The following is a 388-nucleotide window of genomic DNA, read 5'->3' on the forward strand; positions in this document are numbered from 1 at the left end:
AACGAGATCGCGCTGCAGGAAACGTCCACTGCCGATCCGCTGCTGGACAGCCACATCGACGGCGAAGCCGAGCCGGAGCCACGCAAGGTGGAGGAGAAGGTGCCGCTTGCCAAGGTCGAATGGCCGGTGATGCCGGACCCGGCCACGCTGCAGCGGCAGGGCCGCGAGATGCAGGTCACCCGCCTGCCCGACGGCCAGGTGCAGGTGCAGATGCGCACCCCCGATACCAGCGACCAGCAGGTCTACACCTTTGCCCAGAAGCCGTGCTGGCAGCTGGTCAAGCGTGAGGACGAATCGATCTGACCCCTGAGCGACCGCTTGCGGGCGGTCGTGTGATTCACCCAAGGAGCACCGCATGCGTCTGTCTCCCGTTGCCCCCGTGCTGGCC

Annotated in this window: 1 protein-coding gene; it reads left to right on the plus strand. The window is 67.0% G+C overall.

What is annotated here, in order from left to right; genetic code table 11:
• Positions 1-303: hypothetical protein (locus EN852_RS35895; RefSeq protein ID WP_210238298.1), on the plus strand; the 303-nt coding region annotated here is incomplete at its 5' end.
• Positions 304-388 lie beyond the last annotated feature (85 nt).

Source organism: Mesorhizobium sp. M2E.F.Ca.ET.209.01.1.1, assembly GCF_004010375.2.
Lineage (GTDB): Bacteria > Pseudomonadota > Alphaproteobacteria > Rhizobiales > Rhizobiaceae > Mesorhizobium.